Origin of the sequence: Mangrovivirga halotolerans (genome assembly GCF_026241165.1) — a bacterium.
Lineage (GTDB): Bacteria > Bacteroidota > Bacteroidia > Cytophagales > Cyclobacteriaceae > Mangrovivirga > Mangrovivirga halotolerans.
The window spans coordinates 112,848-133,283 of sequence record NZ_JAPFQN010000009.1; the positions used below are offsets into that span (position 1 = coordinate 112,848).

A 20,436-nucleotide genomic window follows, 5' to 3' on the forward strand; every position below is an offset into this window, starting at 1 on the left:
ATTATGAATGACAATATAGATAAAAGTGTACTTGGGCTTCATTTGCCAACAGACCCAAGATGGGCTGACATAGCAGGCATGAATATCGAAGATATATTAGTAGATCATGCATATTGTGAACAAAAAGCAGCTTCATCTTGTATTAGTTTAATAGTTACCTATCCTGATAAAGAAGAACTGGTAGAAATGCTTACTCCAGTTGTGTCAGAAGAATGGTCACACTTTGAAATGGTAATTGAGCAGTTAAAAAAGCGTGGCATGACTTTAGGAAAAATGAGAAAGGATGAATATGTTGCTGCTCTTGCAAAAAAAATCAGGAAAGGAGGAAGTAGAGAGGATCAACTCGTAGAGAAGCTTCTTATGAACGCCTTAATAGAAGCCAGAAGTTGCGAAAGATTTAAAATGCTTCATAAAAATATTGAAGATAAAGAACTTAGCGAGTTTTATTATCAGTTAATGATCTCCGAAGCCGGGCATTACAGGAATTTCCTTGAACTGGCAAAAAAATATAATTCTGAAGAAAAGGTAATGAAAAGGTGGCAAGAATTACTCAATGAGGAAGCGGAGATTATTAAAAACCTTGAAATAAGGTCAGATAGAATGCATTAATATTAATTTACCAATATGCAAATAAATAGTGTAGCCGTTTTTTGTGGATCCCGCCCCGGTGATAACCCTCTTTTCTCCAGATATGCAAGATATTTAGGCAAGTCTCTTGCTAAAAGAAATATAAAATTAGTTTACGGAGGAGGTAAAGTTGGGTTGATGGGGGTAATTGCAGATGCAGTTATTGAAAATAATGGTGAAGTTGAAGGAGTAATTCCCAGAAGCCTGGCACAAAGAGAGGTGGCTCACATGTCATTGTCTCGTTTATATATGACAGATACAATGCACGGTCGAAAAGAAAAAATGTATGAACTTTCTGATGCATTTATTATAATTCCCGGTGGCATTGGTACTTTAGATGAATTTTTTGAAATATATACATGGTTTCAGCTGGGATATCATGTCAAACCTATTGTGGTGATCAACAGTGAGGGATTTTACGATCATCTGCAAAATCATATTGAAAACTGCGTAAATGAAGGGTTTTTGTCAAAAAGTATTTATACTTCAGTAAAATGGGTGAATGATGTGGATGACTGCATGTCTCTTTTATTTGATAATTCTATCGGATAACCTCTTTTTTTGCTATAATTGAAGGTAATAAATATGTAGAATTGCCAAAAATATTACTTAAACCGACCATTTCTGGCTTTCTTCCGTTTATTTTATAGAATTACGTTCACATATATGAAATATTTAGTTACTCTCAAAAGCACAGTTTTTTTTGGCTTAATATCAATTTCTTTTATCGTATTTGGCCAAAATCAAAACACTGAAAAAGACACCTCAATTTATATTTCCGAAGCACCTGATAACTGGTTTAATAAATCTTTTGGAATGGATGCTATACGCGGTGTTGAAACTGAATTAGCTTATAAAATTCTCGAAGGCAAAAAATCAAGTCCTGTAATAGTTGCAGTAATAGACAGTGGTGTTGATCCGGATCATGAGGATCTTGCTGAAGTAATGTGGGTTAATGAAGATGAAATTCCTGAAAATGGTATTGATGACGATGGAAATGGTTATATCGATGATATTCACGGATGGAATTTTATCGGAGGCAAGGATGAAAATGTGATCCGAGATACTTATGAACTGACCAGAGAATATAAGAGACTTACAGAAAAATTCGATAATATTCAGGATAAAGATAAAGAGAACGATCCGGAGTATGATTACTACCTGGCGGTGAAAAAACAATTCGAAGCGCAAAAGGGTCAAATAGTAAAACAATACGAGGGATTTAAAGGGTTTTATTCAAGTTATGAAAGATATAGCAAGGCTCTTAAAGAACACTTTGATACTGATAGCCTGACCAGTGAACTGGTTATGTCACTTGAGACAAAAGATGAGTCTCTTTTAATGGCTAAGAATTTTATGGGATATGTTTATTCCCAGGAGATTTCCCCGGAACAGTTAGCAGAAGCTAAAGATTACTTCACCACTGCTATTGAATATGGATATAATACAGAATATGATTCCAGAAAAATAGTCGGTGATAGTATAGAAAATGTTAATGAGAGATTTTATGGTAATAATGATGTAGAGGGAGGTTTTGCCTTTCATGGCACTTTTGTGGCAGGAGTTATCGGTGCAATTAGAAATAATGGAATTGGTATAGATGGTGTGGCTGACAATGTTAAAATTATGGCAGTAAGAGCTGTTCCTAATGGAGATGAAAGAGATAAAGATGTGGCTAATGCTATTTATTATGCAGTTGATAATGGCGCCAGAATAATCAATATGAGTTTTGGTAAATCATTTTCCCCAAACCGTGAGGTTGTAGAAAAGGCCGTGAAATATGCTGAAGAAAACAATGTCCTGTTAGTCCATGCTGCAGGTAATAGTTCAAAAGATATTGATGAAAAAGATAATTTCCCTACCAGGTTTTATCTGGATGGATCAGAAGCTTCAAACTGGCTTGAGGTTGGAGCCTTAAACTGGAAACCTGAAAAAGAGATGGTTGGAAGTTTTAGTAACTACGGTGACAAAACAGTTGATCTTTTTGCTCCGGGAGTAGATATTTATAGCACTTCACCTGATAATAATTATAAGATTGCTTCGGGAACCTCTTTTTCTGCCCCTGTAACATCAGGTGCAGCTGCGATCTTAATGTCTTATTTCCCAAATCTTAAAGCTTCAGAAGTTAAAGATATTCTGGTTAAAACTACTACCGACCTTTCCGATAGTAGTGTAATACTTCCTGGATCAGAAGATGAAGTTAAATTTGGAGAATTAAGCAGATCTGGTGGTGTCTTGAATATTTATAAAGCAGTTTTGCTTGCAGAGAAAAAGATAGAATCCCCTTTAAAGAAATAAATTATTTATTGCGTAAAACCAATTGAAGGCTTCTTTTTGAAGCCTTTTTTTTATTATAATTTCTAAAGTGTTGGGTTTAAGCTTATTATATGTTAAATTATTGTATCTATCACTTATAAATATAATAAGCCATGAGAAAATCAATCTTAATTATTTTATTCACTGCTTTTTCGACAATACTATTTGCAGGTGAAATAAAACCACTAGACAAAGAGACAATTAAAAATATGACTGACCAGCAAAGAACTGAGCGTGTCAGGTTATTAGAAGAAAGAATTAAGGAGATCGAAAATATGGATCTCAAAACAATGGAGAGACCAGAACGAAAAGAGATAAAGAAGGAATTGAGAGGGATTAAGAAAGAAATGAAGCAGCATGCTAGTGGAGGGATCTATATTGGAGCTGGTGTCCTGATATTAATTATTATATTGTTGATATTACTATAATAATGTAGTCTTAACGACATTTTTGTATTTAATATCGAAAAAATATAACTTTGTGGAGTCGGTTACTGTTTAAACAGGTATGCGACTCCACTACTTATTTTATGCTGTTTTTAGCATATTGATAACAGCATGCGATCTTTTTGAGTATAGTGCACATCAGATCACCCCAGATCATGATGAAAAGGATGTTAATCTTCGAAATATTGATAAGATACTTTCCTTACCAAGTTCAGATACTTTAAAAATAGCTTTTATAAGTGATTCACAAAGGTTTTATGATGAGACTGAGTCCTTTGTTCATCATTTTAATTCGGTTTCGGAGGATTTTGATTTCGTTATTCATGGAGGAGACATATCCGATTTCGGTTTAGCCGAGGAATTTTTGTGGATCAATGATATACTCTCTAAACTGGATGTTCCTTATTTAACCGTAATAGGTAATCATGATGTGCCTGTTTATGGTCATAGAGCCTACAGAAAAATATTCGGGCCTGATAATTATTCCTTTACCTGGAACAACCATCATTTTATTTTCCTCAATACCAATTCTCTTGAATATGGATTTAATGGTTTAATACCAGATTTGGAATGGCTTCAAAAGCAAATTTCAGAAAGACAACCGTCAGAAAAAATAATTTTAATCTCTCATATGGGACCTGAAAGTGGCGAGTTTGATCCAAAGCTTGCTGCTGGATACCGGTCAATACTTAATTCAGCCGGAGATAATTTCCTTTTTGCTTTACATGGTCATAGTCATGAATTTAAAAAAGGAATTTACCCTAAAACAAATATTCCATATTGGATAACAACCAGTATGGATGATAGAGCATTTACGAAAATCAGAATTTGGGAGGATGGATTCGATTTTAAAATAATTGAGTTTTGAAAACAATATCTAAATTCATATTAATATTATTGTTTCAGATTCCGTTTGAATCTAAATCACAGATAGATTTGCAACCGGATTTCGTCAATTTTCAATATGCAGGCAATTTTGGGTTTATTTCATTCGGAGGAGGATATGATTTATTAAAGCCAGAAAAACCTACTCACCTGAACTTAGGCTTTTATTTTGGTTATTTGCCAGAGAAGATTGGCGGTATAGAAGAATATTCATTAAACACAAAGCTTACCTATATTCCGGATGTTAGAATTGATATAAATGATAAGGTTGACCTGAATTTTTTTAGTGTCGGGCTTTTTATAAACTATGCATTTGGCGACAATTATTTCAACAGATGGAGTTCTCATTACCCGGATGGGTATTACTGGTGGACACCGTCAGTCAGATTTGGAGTTTTTGTTGGTGGTGGATTGAATATAAAGAAAGGAAATTCCGATAAAGATTTTATCTCTTTATATTACGATTTTTCAACTCATGATCTGGAACTTGTGAGTTATGTTCAAAACACAGATTACCTTTCACCCTTGTCGATATTTAATCTATCTCTTGGAGCGATTATCTACTTAAGGTAAAATAACAGGATTTAGGACTTCTCAGGTTTTTTGTTTCTTCTTTTTAGCAGCGGGAAACAGAATGTTGTTAAGTATCAAACGATAACCAGGACTGTTAGGGTGGAGATTCAAATCAGTTGGCTCCTCACCAACAAAATGTTGATAGTCTTCCGGATCATGGCCACCATAAAAAGTCCAGAAACCCTTGCCATACACACCGTGAATATATCTTGCTTCTCCGATTGCCTCATTAGATCCCATTATTACAACATCAGGTTTGATAAGACTTAACCTAAACGCAGTAGTCTGACCAATAAACCCTTTCACAACCCTTGTATGATTTTGAGTAAGCATAGTAGGAATTGGATCCCATTTAGCTGAAAATTTAAATAAATTGAAATAATCATTTTTTTCAGTTACCCCTCTTGATTCGGGCTGCATATCAATATTCGAATATTCATATTCGTAAGGATTTTTACTGATTTTAAAATCTTCGAAAGCAAAGGTGCTTTTAAAATCCAGCTTACTCTGCGCATCTGGTTCAGGAGGATCACCATCAAACATGTAATCGATCATGTCGACTCCATCAGCTGATAGTGCTATGTCATAAGTGTCAGTTGCTGAACACATAGCAAACATGAACCCCCCGGTAGATACATAATTTCTAATTCTTTTAACAACTTCAAGTTTTAATTGAGATACTTTTTTGAATCCAAATTTTGCAGCCAGTTCTTCATATTCCATTTTTTGTTCGATATACCAGGGTTGGTTTCTGGCATTTCTGTAAAATTTGCCATACTGTCCGGTAAAATCTTCGTGATGGAGATGCAGCCAATCGTATTCAGTTAGCTTACCTTCCATTACCTCTGTATCAAAAACGACGTCATAGGGTATTTCAGCATAGGTAAGTGCCAGAGTTACGGCATCGTCCCATGGTTGTTTACTTTTTGGTGAATATACTGCCACTTTTGGAGCTTTTTCCAGCTTCATAATGTCCATGTTAGAAGCAGGACTACTGATCTCAGTTAAAATACTTTTATATTGTGATGCATTTATTTTTTCATAGGTCACGCCCCTAATGATTAGCTCATTCTCAATAGAAGGATAAAATTCAATAGCAAAACTTCCCCCTCTGTAATTGAGCAGCCAGTCCGTAGGGATCTTTTTTTCAAGTACCCAGAAGGTAATACCGTAAGCTTTAAGATGATTTTTTTGAGATTCATCCATTGGTATTAGCAGGGTCGTTGACCAGGCCTGAAATCCAATAAATAATAAAAATAAATAAAGTAAAACTCCGCGCATATCTCTTTCTTTAAAATTAAGACGATAATAAAGCTGTAACGGTTACAAGAATCCAGTATCATTACCGTTTGTATAACCATTTATCCGTCTTCGTAATAAGGTTAATGTGTAAACCGGGCATTAACTATATTTAATTTAATAAAACAATTGCGAACTATGGACATTCGTGAAAATATTTCTGTAAGCCTGGATTCGATAAAGTCTAATCTATTAAGATCTATCATAACTGCTGCGATTATTACAGTGGGGATCATGCTTTTAGTAGGAGTGCTTACTGCAATCGAAGCTATGAAATCAAGCATTACCAATTCATTTAGCAGTCTTGGGGCAAATTCTATCGAAATAAGTTCGAAGAGAAATTATGACCGGAGTTCAAGAGGTAAAGATGAAAAGTCTTATCCAAAACTCACTTTTGCTGAAGTAGAAGAATTTAAAGATAGGTTTGGAGAAGAAGAAAGGGTTGGTCTTTCAGTGGTAGCTAGCTGGACAGCAGAAGTTAAAAGAGGTTCTAAAAAGACCAATCCAAATACTCGTGTTACGGGAGGAGATGAAAATTATCTTGGACTAAGAGGCTTAAACATTGCAGAGGGTCGAAATTTCACTTCATTTGATGTGGAGCGTGGTACCAATACTGCTATCATTGGATATGCTATTAAGGAGTCTTTATTTGAAGACTATGAACAAGCCGTCGGTTCTTACATTTTTGTGCTGGGCAAGAGGTTTAAGGTTATAGCTACAACCGAAGAACAAGGAGGATTAGGTGGAAACAATAGTCAGGACCGGAGAATTGTGATTCCAATTACTACGGCTCGGCAATTAGTTACTCAAAGCCCCGAGTATGAGGTTACAATCAATGTAATGGATCCTACTAAAACCGAAGACATTATAGCGAATGCACGTCAGACCATGAGACTGATTAGAGAAGATGCAATTGGTACTGATGATTCTTTTTCAATTGAAAAAAATCAAACTGTCGCTGAAAGGCTTGAAGATATTGCAAGCTATATGAGAGTAGGTGGTTTTACTCTTGGTGGTGTGACTTTATTGGGAGCAGTTATAGCTCTTATGAATATCATGCTTGTTTCTGTGACAGAAAGAACAAGAGAAATTGGATTAAGAAAAGCCCTGGGAGCTAAACCGAGTACTATCAGGTGGCAGTTCTTAATTGAAGCAATACTTATTTGTCTGATAGGAGGAGTTGGAGGAATAATTGCCGGAGCTTTAATTGGTAATATTGTTGGATCATTAATAGGTGAAGGAGGAGTAGTGTTACCTGTTGTCTGGATTTTCTTAGGATTTGCAGTCTGTATGGTTGTTGGTTTGGTCGCTGGTTTTATTCCGGCAAATAAGGCCTCTAAGCTTGATCCTATTGATGCACTTAGATACGAGTAAGAATTATCGTAAAACTGTCCGAAAAGAAAATAAAAGTGTATCAAAACGATACACTTTTTTTATTTGTATAAAACTAACAAATTTATAACTTATTGATTTTCAGTTATTTGTGATTTTTGGTATGAAATTGACTTTCTACATACCAAATATTAATTATATGGCTAAATTATTATTTTCTTTTCTGGCTCTGTTTTTAACTCCCGATGAAGGTGAGAAAAAAGAAGTGGCTACATTCTTTAATGAGAAAAAAAATCAGGCAGAAGAAATACTTCTATTAAAACCAGAGTTGGGAGATCAGACTAATACTGAAAATAGAAATGATAAGAGCTTGAATATATATTTTTAACAGTTGATTACATAGTATATTATCTATCCAAATCCATGGTGCCCAGCCATGGATTTTATTTTATTAATTATACCAATCAATATTTAAAGTTTTTCAAATTAATTAACTTAGTAAGGCAACCATTTCTTTTATCCCACTGTACTGGTATTAAAATCAGTGAAAATTGGAACTCGAATCTGACAGTGAATTCAGGAATATCCTAAAAGGCTGTGGAAAATGGAAAAAGGACAGCCAGAAGCAATTATATCAATTGTATCATGGATATGCTATGAGTATTTGTCTACGGTATGTGGACAATAGAGATGAAGCTGTTGAGGTCTTGAACGATTCATTCCTTAAAGTATTTCAAAATATTAAATCGTTCGATCAAAAAAGATCATTTAAGCCCTGGTTTCGCAGAATAGTGGTTAATACAGCACTTAATCATATTCAAAAATACAAAAAACACACCAATCATCAGGAGCTTGATAATGCATTAAATATTGGAGGAGAGGAGGAGATTGTCACAGGAATTTCTTACCAGGAAATGCTTAGAGTAATCAGAGGATTACCGCAATCATACCGAACAGTTTTCAATTTATATGTTATAGAGGGTTATAAGCATTCAGATATAGCTTCATTATTAGAAATTTCAGAAGGAACTTCTAAGTCAAACTTATTTAAAGCTAAAAAATACTTGAAGCAGGCTGTTAGTAAAATTTTTAATGAGGATTATGGAAAATAGAGATAATCTGGAAGAATTGTTCAGAAAGGGCTTAGCCTATGAACCTACAGACTACAGGGAGTCTGATTGGGAGGGTATGTCTGAGAAATTAGATGCTGCCCCTGAAGCTCAGGTTAATAAGTGGAAGAAGATCTCGTACATACTTACTGGAGTGATAATTTTATTATTGATGTATCTGGGTGGGCGGGAATATGCCCTTTATAGAGAAAATTTATCAGAACTTAATATTTCCGGTGAGGAAGAATATCAGATCGATGAATCAAAAATAACCGATCAAAATATATCCGAATCTATATCTAAAGATTTTCTTAACGATGACTCCGAATCTAACTCCCTGAAATATTCAGAAAGCAATAAATCTACTCAAACCTTTAGTAAATCAAATCCTGGAGATCTACACAAACAATATGGTAACTCTGATGGTTATAACACTGCCGGAACTAATGACATTTCCGGGAATGATGAAATTTTAAAAAGCATTGGGTCCGGAGGGGTCGACCATAGCAATATTGGTGATTCAAAGGTTGTTAGTGGAAGTAATGTGAAAATGCTCGAAGCCTCTTCGGACTTCTTTTATACAAAAAAGAAGACTATTCATTACAATGGCTTAGTACATGATAAACCTCAAATAATTCTTTATGGGGTAAACAATAATATTATTGAACTCGAATCACCTGTAAACCTTCATCCGGCAATTTCATTAGCTGCATATGTTGCAGCAGATATGACTACTGTTAATTTTAGTGGGTTTGACAGGTTTGACGAGCGATTTGGTTTCTCGATTTTTCTTAATTTAAATGAAAATTGGTCTATAGAAACCGGAGCTAATATCAGTAATAAATACTATTGGGCAGATGAAGGCAGTTATACTACTGGAGGTTATTATTCAGATCCGGATCAAACTTATGGTGTTTGTGAGGTATTGGATATTCCATTAAATGTTCGATATTATTTTAATACAAAAGGTAAAACACATTGGTTTATTTCTTCAGGGATATCAAGTTGGTTAATGCTTGAGGAAAGATATGACTATTATTACGAATATAATCAATATGAAAATCCAACAGGATGGTACGGCGAAAATGAGAATTATCATTGGTTTGGTGTTCTCAATTTTGAAGCCGGCCTCGAACGCAGGCTAACAAATAAATGGTCAATTACAGCTACGCCTTATTTTAACTTACCGCTTAAAGGTGTAGGTAACGGGCAGGTCAGACTTCTTAGCAATGGTCTGAAAATAGGTCTAAAATTCAACTAAAACCAATTTCTAATTATTAAAAAACTATTATGATGCTAACACGATTAATTTCAAGATTACATTATTTATTAATGATCCTCGCAATTGCAGGAATGACCATATCCTGTGATGATGACGATGAAGATCCGGTAGGGCCTTTGCCAACCGGTGAACAGAAATCGTTTATATTATACAATAATTCATTTAATGAATTTGGTACAGTAACATTTGAAGAGTATCTCGATAATTCTACCAATGAGAATTCCACCCGGGTAACAATAAGCCTGAATGATAATAGCGGGCCACATCCTGCACATATTCATTCAGGAAATACATTTGCACAGGGACCGATTGTAATAGATTTAAATACAATTGAGGACGGTGAAAGTGTTACGACTATTACAGAGACTAATGATGGAACAGCCATCACATATGATGAACTCATTAATTACAACGGTTATGTAGCAGCTCACGTTAGTCCTGAAAATCTTGCGGTAGCAGCAACAGCTGATTTAGGTCCTAATGAATTGAGTGGTCAATTAGCAACATACCCTCTTTTTATGCCAAATACTGTGGAACAAGTAAATGGAGGAATATTCTTTGTGGAGAGATCAGATGGGAATGTATGGGTTGCCGTAAGTGCTGAACCCGGCGTAGATGGAGTAATGCATCCAATGCATATACATGATAATTCTGCCGCTGAAACCGGTGGGATAGCGATAACCTTAGATAGCCTTAATGGTACTACTGACTATTCAGCGACCCTGCTTGAAGATCAGGATTTTGCTACCCTCTCTTCCTATAATGGCTATATCAATATTCATATGAGTGTAGATCAAATGGGAACCCTTATCGCTCAAGGAGATATCGGTTCTAATGCTTTAACGGGAACTTTTACTGAGTATACAATGCAAGAAGTAAATGCCTCGGGAGTATCTGGAACTGCGCGATTTCACGAAAGGGCAGGAGGTCATAGCTTACTAATTGTTGATCTTACCGGAACAATAGAGGGTACTGAGCATCCTTCACATATTCATGCTAATCCAGCTGAAACAGGTGGAGGTGTTACTATTCCTCTGAGTTCTGTTGATGGAACAACTGGAATGGCATTGACAACAATTAGAGAAGACAATGAAACCAACCCTGTTTCTTATGACGATTTAACCACGAGTTATGATGGTCATATAAATGTCCATCTTTCTTCGGCAGCAATTGATGTTATTGTGAGCCAGGCCAATATTGGTGTAAATGCACAATAAATAAGAAAGAATAAAAGTCGGGGGATCCGAAATTCCCCGACTTTTAATAACTATCCCAGATACAATATTAATTTTTAAATAACGATTAATTAAACTTAAAATTGACCTCATAAAAATATGAGAATGGGATATCTATGTGCTTAATTAGAGGTTCTGAAGTGTTGCTTTTTATAAAAAAAACTCAGGAAACATTAGTAAAACGAAAATTACAAGATCATGAAATGGTTATACTTATTCATATTGTTTACCTCGATATCAATATCTATTCAGGGACAGAAATATGCTGAGCGAAATGGAGAAGTTCACTTTTATTCTAAAGCCCCTGTAGAAGATATTGAAGCACATTCCGAGAAAGGTCAAAGTATTGTTGATATAGGATCAAATAGAATTGCTTTTGAAGTGCCAATCAGAAGCTTCCAATTTGAAAAAGATCTCATGCAAGAGCACTTCAATGAGAATTATATGGAGTCTGATAAATATCCAAAAGCTTCTTTTTCGGGTAGCTTTTCAGGGTTTGATATCAATGCCTCCGGCAAACAAAATGTGACAGCAAGTGGAGAAATTTATATCCATGGAGTAAAGGAAAAATGGAATGCAGAAGGCGTGATGTATGTTAAAAATGGAAAAATCCACCTGGAAACAACCTTTTTTGTTCCCCTTGAAACATTTGATATCGAAAAACCTAAAGTGCTCTTTTACAATATAGCAGACAAAATAGAAGTAAACCTCAACTTTATTTATGATGAAATGTAAATTTTACATATTCCTGACCATAATAACGTTTTTTTCTCTCTGTAGGGTGAATGCACAAGATGACTTGTTAAGTGAGTTATCAGAAGATGACGAAATATATCCGGTTAAATCTACTTTTAAGGGTACCAGGCTAATTAATGGTCATACAATTGAGACCAGGGGAGCAGGGAATCTGGATTTTTTAATTATGCACAGGTTCGGTAGACTGAATTCGGGGATTGATGAATTTTTTGGATTAGATCAAGCCGTAATCAGATTAGCATTAGATTATGGAATAACTGATGATCTTAGTATTGGAATTGGTCGTAGTAGCAGTCCTAAATATCTTGATGGATATATTAAGTATTCCTTTCTTAAGCAAACCCCTGGTAAAATTCCTGTTAGTGCAACTATAATTAGCAGTGCTGCATTAGACATCAATATCAGAGAGGAGCAGCCTCCGGCCGAGGACAGGTTAAGCTATGCGACCGGAATTTTAATTGCCCGAAAATTTAATTCAGCATTTTCATTTCAGATTGCCCCGTATTGGTTGCATAGAAATGTTGTAGAATATAATGAGGAAAATGAGGCATTCGCTTTGAATCTTGCTACAAGAGTAAAGATCACCAAAAGAATGGCCATTACAGCGGAATACTTTGTGAGATTGAATGATTCTGCTTTCCCTGAAAACACAAATAATGCATTTGGAGTTGGTTGGGAATTGGAAACCGGAGGACATGTTTTCCAATTGATTTTTACAAATAACCTAGGGATGGTGGAGAATACTATTATTCCCGGTACAGTAAATGACTTTTTCTCCGGTGATATTCACTTCGGTTTTAATATTTCAAGAGCCTTTAACTTAAAAAGAAATAAAGATGAAAAATCTTGGTAAAATCTTATTAATGACAGCAATCATAATTGGTTGTAAGTCAGAGAAGAATCCTGCTCCGGGAGGTAGTTGTGAAGAACCTTTTGATATCACAATAAATAATACGATGCCGGCAAATTGTGATGCAGAAGATGGATCTTTCGAGTGGTCCACTACCCCTGGAAAGCAAATTGTATCCATGTCTGTAGGAGGTCAAAGTGTTGCAGTTTCATCAACAGTTACAAGTTTGTCCGCCGGTATTTATGAACTGGTTCTGGTTGCTGAAGATGGTTGCGAATCGACTGCAAATGTTACTATTCCTTCTGAAAGTGGCCTGACTGCATCACTCGATCAGACTACACCTTCAGATTGTGATGTGGACAATGGTTCCGTATCTCTTTCTGCTTCAGGAGGCACCGAACCATATACTTATGATGTGGGTGGCTCTACAAATCAGACCGGTTCGTTTAATAGTTTGACATTTGGAGATTATACTGCAACAATAACTGATAATAATGGTTGTTCAGCAACGGTAAGTTTTAATATTGATGCGTCAATTTCCTTTAACTCCGATGTTGAGCCTTTAATACAGAATAATTGTGCTGTGCCTGGTTGCCATGTAGCGGGTACAGGTAGAGTTGTTTTCGCCAATTATAATGATATACAAGCTAATGCAAGTAATATCAGGCAGCGAGTAAGTACTGGGATTATGCCTCCGCAAAACTCTGGATATGATCTTACTCAGCAACAAAGAGATGATATTGTGTGCTGGATAGATGCAGGAGCAAAAAATAATTAAATAATTTTTCTTCCTTTTAACATTGAATGTTATTCATAAGGATTATCTGTTAAAAACCTGCCTGCGTGATCTTTATGAAGAAGGAAGAAAATTGTGATCAATAGAGGCTTTAATTAGCCTCTATTGTATTTAAAATAAATACCTTAAACCAAGATAAAAATTTCTGCCAGGGGCACTGATTCCTGAAGAATAAGGGCGGTAATGAAGATCTGCCAGATTTTCCAGACCGGCATTAACAATCAGGCTATTCAAAATATTCACAGAACCTCCCAAATTAATCGTGACCCAACCTAATGCTCCATCCTCAGTATAAAGATGGGTTTTGTTTTGTTCTGATGGAGCTAAATCCTGAAAGTCGATTCCTCCCTGGTATCTCATATCTATAAAAATATCCCATTCAGACCGGTCATAACGTAATGACGTCCTTCCAAATAGCGGGACAACATGTCTTACAGGTTTGCCATCGGAGGTTTCGCCGTCAGAAATAGTTAAAGTACTAGCCAGTGAGAAATTTTCATTGATCAGGTATGATCCATTTAAGGATACTCCATAAATTTCGGCTTTTCCGACATTTACTTCTGCCTGAACTCTGCTTAAGGTGCCGTCGTAGGTGATGAAATCTTCTCCCTTGAATGTAAAATCTCTGCGTTCCATTGCATTGACAAGGATGCTATAAAAAGCAGCAAATTCAAAAGTGAATTTATCAGGATTATAAGCCTTATATCCGAATTCGAAACTATGGTTATATTCTGGTTCGAGATCCGGATTTGGCACAACGACATTCCCGGGTTCTGAATCAAATACTTTAGCAGCATCATCTACATTCGGGGCTCTGAATCCTGATCCGTAGCTTATACTAAGATTGTGAATATCATTGGGTTGGAATACCAGGCTGGTAGAACCTGTTAATGCACCATTTTTATTAGTAAATCCATCGGAAGGAAGACCTATATCTCCAAAATTAACAGTCGTTTCAATATAAGTATATCTCAGTCCTGCATTAATGAGTAATTGATCAGAGAGATGATATTTAGCAAATGAATAAATAGCTGCAGATAAATAATCAGAACCTTCAGAAGGATATCTGGTGGAGGTAGGTGTGGTTTCTCCGCTAATGATATTTTTTCTGATCGCGTCACTAAATACATCATTATGGAAGTATTCAAGGCCATAGTATAAAGCCCATTTTTCAAAATTCTTTTCGAATTCAGCATTTACTGAGTATGCTTTTACATTTTCAGTTCTTGTCCTCAGGCTTTCGTTTTGAAATTTCCGGTCATTTCTGCTTTCTTCATAATCCTGGTACGCTAATGTGAGTTTTAACCTGTCAAAAGCAGAATTAGGTGTATTAAATGTTAGTTTAAGGCTATTCATCATCCATTGCTGAGGACCGTAATACCATTCTGCATTTTCAGGATTACCATTATCTTCAAGGATCAGTCTGTCATAGCGTGGTATATCACTGGTAGAACTATAGTAAAAATTTATTCCTGCATCGATACGGTCAGAAACTTTAAGTTTGAATTTTTGAATGAAAGAATACTGATCATATGCCGAGGGAATCTGCTTTTCGGGATCAGGGTTTATAATGATTTCATCATTTGCATCAGCAGCAGGTTTAACATACCAATCTCTTTTAAAAAAACTCTCATATCCATCAGGATAATTTGCTCCTGCCCGAAGGTCGTCAAAGTCAGAATAAGATAAAGAAGTAAAAGAAGCCAGTTTTTTACCAGCAATATTCAAAGAAAGATGACCTGTCTTTTCATTATTAGCGGTACTGTATCTTCCGGAAACACTTCCTGAGATCTTCGTCCCTTCTATACTGAATTCCGGGTTGATTGTATGGAAATCCATAACTCCTCCCAGTGCATCAGAACCGTAAATAACAGATCCCGGTCCAAATATAACCTCAGCACTTTGTAAAGATAGCGGGTCAATATTAAGTACATTTTGAAGATTACCACTTCTGAAGATCGCATTATTCATTCTTACTCCATCAACTATCAAAAGAACTGAATTGGCAGCAAAACCCCTTATCATTGGGCTACCACCTCCCAGCTGACTTTTCTGGACAAAAACCTGGCCAGTGGCCGCAAGCATATCTGCACTGGTCTGCGGTTGTGTATCCATTATGTCCTGAGCATCTATCGATGCCATCTGCTGAGGAACATCTGATTTTGGTTGTTCCCATTTGTTGGCTGAGATCACCACCTCATCGATCTTGATAACCTTTTCTTCCAGGGATATAACTTTATTTCCCTGAAGCATGTCCTGCTTAGTCAGGGTCACTGGGTAATAAGATGAATGGTTAATATTAAGCAGATCATCTTGATTGAAAACAGACAAATCTGCTATACCTGACTCATCAGTGATCACCTGGTTGGATCCGTCTACAGAAGTAATAGATACACCCTGAACCGGTAGTCCGGTTTCTTTATTTATGGTTTTGACATTCTGTGAAAAAACAGGTGTTGATGCAAATAAAATAATATATGCAAGGGCAAAAAATGCTTTTTTCATATACACAAATATCTATAAAAAGAGGTTGTCAACCGAATGTTACGTAAAATTTTCAATTATTAGTGTCAATTTCATAAGCCGTTAATAACTTTGGATATAAGCCGTTAGAGAATTTATGCCTTTAATCAAATCCAACTATAAGAAACCATTCTATTTAATCAATTCGCATCTGGAAACGATTATACCATCTGCATTCAGGAAAGTTAGTGATGTGAATTATGAACGGAAGAGACTTGAATTGCAGGATGGGGATTTTCTGGATCTTGATTTTCTTCTCCATGACAAAAGAAAAGATAGTATTCTCGTAATTTCTCATGGTCTTGAAGGAAGCTCTGATCGGCCGTATGTGATGGGGCTGGCTAAATTATTTTTTAAAAATGGCATTGATGTCTGTGCCTGGAATTGCAGAAGCTGCAGTGGGGAAATAAACCGGCTACCGCGTTTGTATCATCATGGCGATACCGATGATCTTCATTATGTACTTGAAGAGGTTAGCAGACTTTATAATAACAAAAATATTATTCTTGCAGGCTTAAGTATGGGAGGGGCTATGAGCTTAAAGTACGCTGGAGAAGACCGGGAAGAGAAAATTAAGGATCTAAAGGGAGTGATAGCTTTTAGTGTGCCTACAGATCTGAGAGGAAGTAGCCTGACTCTGAATAAAAAAGGGAATGGTTTTTATCGCAAGCGTTTCTTAAATAAATTAAAAAACAAACTCTTATTAAAAAAAGACCAGTTTGACGGGCTCATCGACCTCAATAAAATTGATGAAGTGAAAAACTTTCAGGATTTTGATGCTCATTATACCGCTAATATAAGTGGTTTCGGATCTGTTGATGAATTTTATGAGAATGCCTCTTGTGGTAATTTTATTGAAGGGATAAAAGTGCCATCTTTATTAGTGAATGCAAAGAATGATCCAATCCTTTCTGATTCATGCTACCCTTATAAATTGGCAGAAAGCCATACTTATTTTTTTCTGGAAACTCCAGAAACCGGAGGACACGTAGGGTTTATGCAAAGAGGAGATGAATATACCTGGTCTGAAAGAAGAGCACTGCAATTTGTTCAGGAGATCTTATGAGTCAAAAGGCATTGAGTACTCTTCATTATAAAACAGAACTCGCCAGGTTTTAAGTATTTCAAATGGCTCTATTGGTATTTCCTTCAGTTTATAGTGTTTTTGAAAAATAAATTTTGAAGCACTTTCTACCGGAACTTTTTGATAATAATGGTCTGTTAAATGATGGACAATCTTTAAGACTGTTAAACCATCAAAAACCTCATAATATTTTTTAAAACGAGAATGATTGTTTTTAGCACCAGTTGATGCTGTTTTGATTTTTTCTATCAGATCATTTTCTCTAAGATATTCCATTAAAGCCGGATGAAGAATATCCTTCAGATGGTTCAAATGAAAATCACTTATGACATTTCCGCTATTGAGTATTTCGAATAATGGCCTTAAAATATAAAAGATCTCAGGACAATAAGTCTCAATTTCCTTTCCATTAGTGAATTCGATCATTGCCCTGCCCGTTCCGAAAGGCACCCTGTCAGAAATTCGGGCTTCAGGAAAAATCCTTGTATTGTGGACCTGCCCGTAATTCCCCATTGGGATTACTCGATGTAAAAAGTAAAAATCCTCTCCGGCTTTACGTTTGTTCATACCACCAATGGTGGCATAAGCATCTGCTCTGCAGGCCATACTGCTCCCCACTGTATGATATGCGTAAGGATATTCAGCATATCTTAAAGCTGCTATATAATAATGCAGATGGCTTTCGTAAAGGATTATTCCTTTATTGATCAGATCATTATCTGTAAGTGGGTGTTCGAAAGCAATGGAGGCACCGGGGGATTTAGGGTGGTCTTTAAAATAGCTTATTACACATTCCAGGTAATTGTTCTGACAAGTAGCATCTGCATCAAAACAGATTATGGGAGCTGTAAGGTTGTTGATGTTTTGCAGTTGTCTGAATGCTTCATCCATACCTGCTTTCCTGGCCATGCCTACACCAGCGATCTTATTTCTTATTTTGCAGATATTACCCGGAAAGAAATGCAGATTATGACTTTCATTCTTTTTAATCCAGGATTTCAGTTGTTCAAATTGCTCTTTATGAAACTGTGCAATCTTATCATCTGTGCTTTCTGGTTCATTGATAACAACAAAAACACAAACAGTAAAATTAGTAATGTTATCAGCAAGAGACTGAAGACTTTTTAAAAGGCCTTCCTCAAAAAAAGAAGGTAAAACAACTATAGCATCAGTGTCTTCAGGGATTTTTTCTTCTATCTGATAATCATCAGTAGCATATCTGTTCAGGTATGTTGAAAACGTTTTTTCAACCTTCATCAGGGAGCCAGTCTCGTTATTTTCCAGGTAAAGTCTTTTTGAAGATTATAAGAAATTCGGTCATGGAGACGGTTTGGTCTTCCCTGCCAGAATTCTAGCATGACGGGTTTAACCCTATATCCACCCCATTGTTTGGGTTTAGTCACAGTTTTCCCTTCAAATTTGTGTTTGACCTGTTCATGACGTTCATCGAGAATATCCCTGCTGGCAATAGGTTGAGATTGAGGTGACACCCAGGCTCCGATCTTGCTGCCTTCAGGCCTGCTGTTAAAATATTCTTCAGATTCTTTTTCAGTAAGTCTCTCAGCAATACCTTCGATTCTGACCTGTCTTTCCAGTTCTCCCCAGAAGAATGTTAGTGCTACCCAGGGGTTTTCGTCTATCTCCAGACCTTTTTTGCTTTGATAATTAGTAAAGAATTCAAACCCTCCATCAGAGATACCTTTCAGGAGAACAATTCTGCATGATGGTCTGCCATCAGCAGTAATCGTTGATAATGACATTGCATTCGGTTCGAGAACCTCCGATTTTGCAGCTTCTTCAAACCACTTTTCAAATTGCTTTACAGCGTCTTTGTCAACGCCATCAATATTAAGAGAATGTCTTGAATACTCTTTTCTGATGTCAGCTATATCCATGATAAACGAATTCTTGTTATAGAGGGGTAAAATTGAGAATACCTTTGTAAATCACCAATATAAAATCAATTATTCTTTGTTTGTTTAATAATAACTGATTTGTTTTAGGCTGGACAAAAATAATATCTAAATATCTTTTAATACAAATGAAGTTAAGTTTAGAGGTATCTGTGGAAAGCAGCCAGGAATGGGTTGATGCTGTCATGAATGATTTTGATTCATTTTTACAGGACCACGCTAATTGTGAGCGGAAAGCTTCGTCTATGGCAATGAGTCTGGTGGCAAAATATCCAAACAGGACTGAAATAATTCCCGAGTTGATCGAGACGGCAATTGAAGAACTTGAGCATTTCCAGGATGTATATAAAGTAATGGAAAAACGAAATATACAGCTGCCCCATCAAATAAGTCAGGATATTTACGTTAAAAAATTAGTTGACAAATGTCATAGTGGGAGAGAGGAGAGGTTCAGAGATCGATTATTACTGGCTTCCATTATCGAATGCAGAGGAGCTGAGAGATTCAGATTGATTTATGAGGCACTTCCCGAAGGAGAGTTGAAGAGTTTTTATCATCGATTATGGGCCTCTGAGGCTAAACATGGTAATATTTTCGTTAAGATGGCGTTGCTGTATTTTCCTGAGGATGAGGTTTATGCAAGGCTTGATGAACTCAATAAAATAGAAGGAGAAATATTAAAAGAATTACCAATACGGGCAGCTTTACATTAGGATATTATTGATTATATCAAAAAAATATGGTTAAATTAAAAGTAATAGCTCTTTAATAAGATTATAATAAAAGTAATGAAAAGATAATTATGGAATTCTTCCCCAAACCAGGATCAGTTAATCCGGAAAAAGGTTCTTTTCTCTTATCGGAACCCTTCCTTCCGGATCCGAATTTTGAACGTTCGGTGGTATTGTTGTGTGAGAATAATGATGATGGATCTTTTGGATTTGTTCTCAATAAACCTTCGATCTTAACATTAAGTGAAGTACTAGATGAAGAAACGGCTATTGATATTCCGCTATATGTAGGAGGGCCGGTTCAGCAAGATACTCTACACTTTATCCATCGAAGGCCGGATCTTGTAGATGAAGCTGTTCCCCTTGGAAACGGTATTTTTTGGGGTGGTAATTTTGAACAGGTAGTTGCTTTATTGAGATCTGGTATATACCTGGATGAAGACTTTAAGTTTTTTATTGGCTATTCAGGATGGTCTGAAGGACAACTCAAAAGGGAACTTGAAGAAACATCCTGGATCGTTTCAGATGAAACAGATCCAGAGATCGTATTTAATCACGATTCTGATCAGATCTGGGGGAATATTTTGAAGAAGATGGGGGGAGAATTTAAGATGTTTGCAAATTATCCACAAGACCCGAGATTAAATTAAGCTGGATTTTATAATTTTGGGGGAAGTGG

Annotated in this window: 21 protein-coding genes; 17 read left to right on the forward strand and 4 right to left on the reverse strand. The window is 36.1% G+C overall.

Annotation, left to right across the window (positions count from 1 at the left end):
• Nucleotides 1-3 precede the first annotated feature (3 nt).
• From OO013_RS15470 to OO013_RS15495, 6 genes are all read left to right on the forward strand, one after another.
• Complete coding sequence (locus OO013_RS15470) at nucleotides 4-609, forward strand: MiaE family protein (protein WP_266057833.1); 606 nt, start codon at nucleotides 4-6, stop codon at nucleotides 607-609.
• A gap of 15 nt (nucleotides 610-624) precedes the next feature.
• Entirely contained in the window at nucleotides 625-1,179 is a 555-nt protein-coding gene (locus tag OO013_RS15475; protein WP_266057834.1) for an LOG family protein, read from the forward strand.
• A gap of 114 nt (nucleotides 1,180-1,293) precedes the next feature.
• Nucleotides 1,294-2,925, forward strand: a complete 1,632-nt coding sequence (locus OO013_RS15480; RefSeq protein ID WP_266057835.1) for a S8 family serine peptidase — start codon at nucleotides 1,294-1,296, stop codon at nucleotides 2,923-2,925.
• A 131-nt stretch (nucleotides 2,926-3,056) separates the two neighbouring features.
• Entirely contained in the window at nucleotides 3,057-3,371 is a 315-nt protein-coding gene (locus tag OO013_RS15485; protein ID WP_266057836.1) for a hypothetical protein, read from the forward strand.
• A gap of 79 nt (nucleotides 3,372-3,450) precedes the next feature.
• The gene (locus tag OO013_RS15490) at nucleotides 3,451-4,257 is read left to right on the forward strand and encodes a metallophosphoesterase family protein (protein WP_266057837.1); all 807 of its coding nucleotides are present in this window, start codon (nucleotides 3,451-3,453) and stop codon (nucleotides 4,255-4,257) included.
• Complete coding sequence (locus tag OO013_RS15495; RefSeq protein ID WP_266057838.1) at nucleotides 4,254-4,847, forward strand: hypothetical protein; 594 nt, start codon at nucleotides 4,254-4,256, stop codon at nucleotides 4,845-4,847. The genes OO013_RS15490 and OO013_RS15495 overlap by 4 nt, the downstream gene beginning before the upstream one ends.
• Before the next feature lie 21 nt (nucleotides 4,848-4,868).
• On the opposite strand, the gene OO013_RS15500 is transcribed toward OO013_RS15495, so the two are convergent.
• Complete coding sequence (locus tag OO013_RS15500) at nucleotides 4,869-6,128, reverse strand: asparagine synthetase B (protein ID WP_266057839.1); 1,260 nt, start codon at nucleotides 6,126-6,128, stop codon at nucleotides 4,869-4,871.
• Nucleotides 6,129-6,284: 156 nt separating this feature from the next.
• Between OO013_RS15500 and OO013_RS15505 the strand changes: the two genes are divergently transcribed.
• The 8 genes from OO013_RS15505 to OO013_RS15540 all read left to right on the forward strand — a co-directional run bounded on the left by OO013_RS15505 (nucleotide 6,285) and on the right by OO013_RS15540 (nucleotide 13,488).
• Nucleotides 6,285-7,520 (forward strand): ABC transporter permease, encoded by a 1,236-nt coding sequence (locus tag OO013_RS15505; protein ID WP_266057840.1) that lies wholly within the window; start codon nucleotides 6,285-6,287, stop codon nucleotides 7,518-7,520.
• Nucleotides 7,521-7,677: 157 nt separating this feature from the next.
• On the forward strand, nucleotides 7,678-7,866 hold the full coding sequence (locus OO013_RS15510) for a hypothetical protein (protein ID WP_266057841.1): 189 nt from the start codon (nucleotides 7,678-7,680) through the stop codon (nucleotides 7,864-7,866).
• A 163-nt stretch (nucleotides 7,867-8,029) separates the two neighbouring features.
• Nucleotides 8,030-8,590, forward strand: coding sequence for an RNA polymerase sigma factor (locus OO013_RS15515; RefSeq protein ID WP_266057842.1), 561 nt, complete (start codon nucleotides 8,030-8,032; stop codon nucleotides 8,588-8,590).
• Nucleotides 8,580-9,848, forward strand: coding sequence for a porin family protein (locus tag OO013_RS15520; RefSeq protein ID WP_266057843.1), 1,269 nt, complete (start codon nucleotides 8,580-8,582; stop codon nucleotides 9,846-9,848). Before OO013_RS15515 ends, OO013_RS15520 begins: the two co-directional genes overlap by 11 nt.
• 32 nt (nucleotides 9,849-9,880) lie before the next feature.
• A complete protein-coding gene (locus tag OO013_RS15525) occupies nucleotides 9,881-11,086 on the forward strand; it encodes a hypothetical protein (protein WP_266057844.1) in 1,206 nt (401 codons plus the stop codon).
• Between the two features lie 216 nt (nucleotides 11,087-11,302).
• Nucleotides 11,303-11,839, forward strand: a complete 537-nt coding sequence (locus tag OO013_RS15530; protein WP_266057845.1) for a YceI family protein — start codon at nucleotides 11,303-11,305, stop codon at nucleotides 11,837-11,839.
• Complete coding sequence (locus tag OO013_RS15535; RefSeq protein WP_266057846.1) at nucleotides 11,829-12,713, forward strand: DUF5777 family beta-barrel protein; 885 nt, start codon at nucleotides 11,829-11,831, stop codon at nucleotides 12,711-12,713. Before OO013_RS15530 ends, OO013_RS15535 begins: the two co-directional genes overlap by 11 nt.
• A 10-nt stretch (nucleotides 12,714-12,723) precedes the next feature.
• Nucleotides 12,724-13,488, forward strand: a complete 765-nt coding sequence (locus tag OO013_RS15540) for a hypothetical protein (RefSeq protein WP_266057847.1) — start codon at nucleotides 12,724-12,726, stop codon at nucleotides 13,486-13,488.
• A gap of 129 nt (nucleotides 13,489-13,617) precedes the next feature.
• On the opposite strand, the gene OO013_RS15545 is transcribed toward OO013_RS15540, so the two are convergent.
• Nucleotides 13,618-16,011 (reverse strand): TonB-dependent receptor, encoded by a 2,394-nt coding sequence (locus OO013_RS15545; protein ID WP_266057848.1) that lies wholly within the window; start codon nucleotides 16,009-16,011, stop codon nucleotides 13,618-13,620.
• Between the two features lie 115 nt (nucleotides 16,012-16,126).
• Between OO013_RS15545 and OO013_RS15550 the strand changes: the two genes are divergently transcribed.
• Nucleotides 16,127-17,095, forward strand: coding sequence for a YheT family hydrolase (locus OO013_RS15550; protein ID WP_266057849.1), 969 nt, complete (start codon nucleotides 16,127-16,129; stop codon nucleotides 17,093-17,095).
• On the opposite strand, the gene OO013_RS15555 is transcribed toward OO013_RS15550, so the two are convergent.
• Nucleotides 17,090-18,370, reverse strand: coding sequence for a glycosyltransferase family 2 protein (locus OO013_RS15555; RefSeq protein WP_266057850.1), 1,281 nt, complete (start codon nucleotides 18,368-18,370; stop codon nucleotides 17,090-17,092). The two genes, OO013_RS15550 and OO013_RS15555, sit on opposite strands and share 6 nt — an antisense overlap.
• On the reverse strand, nucleotides 18,370-19,008 hold the full coding sequence (gene pdxH / locus OO013_RS15560) for a pyridoxamine 5'-phosphate oxidase (protein ID WP_266057851.1): 639 nt from the start codon (nucleotides 19,006-19,008) through the stop codon (nucleotides 18,370-18,372). The genes OO013_RS15555 and pdxH overlap by 1 nt, the downstream gene beginning before the upstream one ends.
• Nucleotides 19,009-19,154: 146 nt before the next feature.
• Here pdxH and OO013_RS15565 point away from each other — a divergent pair, with 146 nt between their 5' ends.
• Nucleotides 19,155-19,739 carry a MiaE family protein gene (locus tag OO013_RS15565; protein ID WP_266057852.1) on the forward strand — a complete coding sequence of 195 codons (585 nt, stop codon included), beginning with the start codon at nucleotides 19,155-19,157 and terminating at the stop codon, nucleotides 19,737-19,739.
• An 89-nt stretch (nucleotides 19,740-19,828) separates the two neighbouring features.
• On the forward strand, nucleotides 19,829-20,407 hold the full coding sequence (locus tag OO013_RS15570) for a YqgE/AlgH family protein (RefSeq protein ID WP_266057853.1): 579 nt from the start codon (nucleotides 19,829-19,831) through the stop codon (nucleotides 20,405-20,407).
• Nucleotides 20,408-20,436: the final 29 nt, after the last annotated feature.

Bases quoted from the DNA above. Each gene is read 5' to 3' on its own strand.
- OO013_RS15480 (WP_266057835.1), top strand. From the start codon at position 1,294: ATGAAATATTTAGTTACTCTCAAAAGCACAGTTTTTTTTGGCTTAATA.
- OO013_RS15550 (WP_266057849.1), top strand. From the start codon at position 16,127: ATGCCTTTAATCAAATCCAACTATAAGAAACCATTCTATTTAATCAAT.
- OO013_RS15525 (WP_266057844.1), top strand. From the start codon at position 9,881: ATGCTAACACGATTAATTTCAAGATTACATTATTTATTAATGATCCTC.
- OO013_RS15510 (WP_266057841.1), top strand. From the start codon at position 7,678: ATGGCTAAATTATTATTTTCTTTTCTGGCTCTGTTTTTAACTCCCGAT.
- OO013_RS15540 (WP_266057847.1), top strand. From the start codon at position 12,724: ATGACAGCAATCATAATTGGTTGTAAGTCAGAGAAGAATCCTGCTCCG.
- OO013_RS15535 (WP_266057846.1), top strand. From the start codon at position 11,829: ATGAAATGTAAATTTTACATATTCCTGACCATAATAACGTTTTTTTCT.
- pdxH (WP_266057851.1), bottom strand. From the start codon at position 19,008: ATGGATATAGCTGACATCAGAAAAGAGTATTCAAGACATTCTCTTAAT.
- OO013_RS15485 (WP_266057836.1), top strand. From the start codon at position 3,057: ATGAGAAAATCAATCTTAATTATTTTATTCACTGCTTTTTCGACAATA.
- OO013_RS15490 (WP_266057837.1), top strand. From the start codon at position 3,451: ATGCGACTCCACTACTTATTTTATGCTGTTTTTAGCATATTGATAACA.
- OO013_RS15555 (WP_266057850.1), bottom strand. From the start codon at position 18,370: ATGAAGGTTGAAAAAACGTTTTCAACATACCTGAACAGATATGCTACT.
- OO013_RS15545 (WP_266057848.1), bottom strand. From the start codon at position 16,011: ATGAAAAAAGCATTTTTTGCCCTTGCATATATTATTTTATTTGCATCA.
- OO013_RS15500 (WP_266057839.1), bottom strand. From the start codon at position 6,128: ATGCGCGGAGTTTTACTTTATTTATTTTTATTATTTATTGGATTTCAG.
- OO013_RS15470 (WP_266057833.1), top strand. From the start codon at position 4: ATGAATGACAATATAGATAAAAGTGTACTTGGGCTTCATTTGCCAACA.
- OO013_RS15530 (WP_266057845.1), top strand. From the start codon at position 11,303: ATGAAATGGTTATACTTATTCATATTGTTTACCTCGATATCAATATCT.
- OO013_RS15565 (WP_266057852.1), top strand. From the start codon at position 19,155: ATGAAGTTAAGTTTAGAGGTATCTGTGGAAAGCAGCCAGGAATGGGTT.
- OO013_RS15475 (WP_266057834.1), top strand. From the start codon at position 625: ATGCAAATAAATAGTGTAGCCGTTTTTTGTGGATCCCGCCCCGGTGAT.
- OO013_RS15505 (WP_266057840.1), top strand. From the start codon at position 6,285: ATGGACATTCGTGAAAATATTTCTGTAAGCCTGGATTCGATAAAGTCT.
- OO013_RS15570 (WP_266057853.1), top strand. From the start codon at position 19,829: ATGGAATTCTTCCCCAAACCAGGATCAGTTAATCCGGAAAAAGGTTCT.
- OO013_RS15520 (WP_266057843.1), top strand. From the start codon at position 8,580: ATGGAAAATAGAGATAATCTGGAAGAATTGTTCAGAAAGGGCTTAGCC.